We start from the raw sequence: 1272 nt of genomic DNA, 5'->3' as shown, positions 1-1272 counted from the left end.
GCATCAGCGGCCGCTACCCCAAGGCCCCCACGCTGGCCGACTTCTGGGACCGGCTGCTGGCCGGCGACGACTGCGTGGACGAGATACCCCTCGACCGCCCCGGCTACCGCCGCTATGCGGAGCTGGCACGGGAGAAGTTCGGCGACCAGTGGCCCCGCTGGGGCGGCTTCCTGGACGACGTGGACGCCTTCGACCCGCAGTTCTTCCACATCTCGCCGCGCGACGCCCGGCTGCTCGACCCGCAGGAGCGGCTCTTCCTCACCACCGCGTGGGAGACGCTGGAGGACGCCGGCTACACCCCCGCCTCGCTGGCGGACCCCGAACTCGGCGACGAGCGCGGCTCGGTGGGCGTCTTCGCCGGGGTGACCTACAACAACTACCAGATGTTCGCGGGCGGCGACCTGGACGAGGGCCGCTGGCGCATCGTCGGCTCGCAGACCTTCTCCGTCGCCAACCGCATCTCGCACCTGCTCAACCTCGGCGGCCCCAGCCTGACCCTGGACACCGCCTGCTCCTCCTCCCTCTACGCCATCCACCTGGCCGTCGCCGCCATCCGCCGCGGCGAGTGCGCCATGGCGCTGGCCGGCGGGGTGAACCTGTCGCTGCACCCGAGCAAGTACGTGATGCTCGCCGAGGCCGGGTTCCTCGCCGAGGACGGCCGGTGCCGCGCCTTCGCCGAGGGCGGCACCGGCTACGTACCGGCCGAGGCGGTCGGCGCGGTGCTCCTCAAGCCGCTGGACCGGGCGCTGGCCGACGGGGACCGGATCCACGCCGTCATCAAGGGCTCGGCCGTCAACAGCGACGGCCGCACGTACGGTTACGGCGTCCCCAACCCCGTCGCCCAGGCCGAGCTGGTCCGCGCCGCGCTCGCCGACGCCGGTGTCGACGCCGGCTCCATCGGCTACGTCGAGGCGCACGGCACCGGCACCAGCCTCGGCGACCCCATCGAGGTCCGCGGCCTCACCGAGGCGTACGCGGACGCCGCCGCCCCGCACCGCCGCGACGGGCGGCCGGCGTGCGCCATCGGCTCGGTGAAGGCCACCATGGGCCACGCCGAGGCGGCGGCCGGCATCGCCCAGGTCACCAAGGTCGTCCTGCAACTGCGCCACGGCACGCTCGTGCCCTCGCTGCTGCACACCCCGGAACTCAACCCGAACCTCGACCTCGACAGCACGCCGTTCGCCGTGCAGCGCGAGTCGGCGCCCTGGGAGCGGCCCGTCCTGCCCGGGTCCGGCGGGGCGGCGGCCGGGCCGCGCCGCGCCGGCGTCAGCT

The 1272-nt window shown here is 74.4% G+C and carries 1 protein-coding gene; it reads left to right on the top strand.

What is annotated here, in order from left to right; translation table 11 throughout:
- Window positions 1-1272: beta-ketoacyl [acyl carrier protein] synthase domain-containing protein (locus H5J30_RS33995; protein WP_181791667.1), on the top strand; the 1272-nt coding region annotated here is incomplete at both ends.

The organism is Streptomyces phytophilus, assembly GCF_013870535.1.
GTDB lineage: Bacteria > Actinomycetota > Actinomycetes > Streptomycetales > Streptomycetaceae > Streptomyces > Streptomyces phytophilus.
This window is presented reverse-complemented; position numbering and strand designations above follow the sequence as displayed.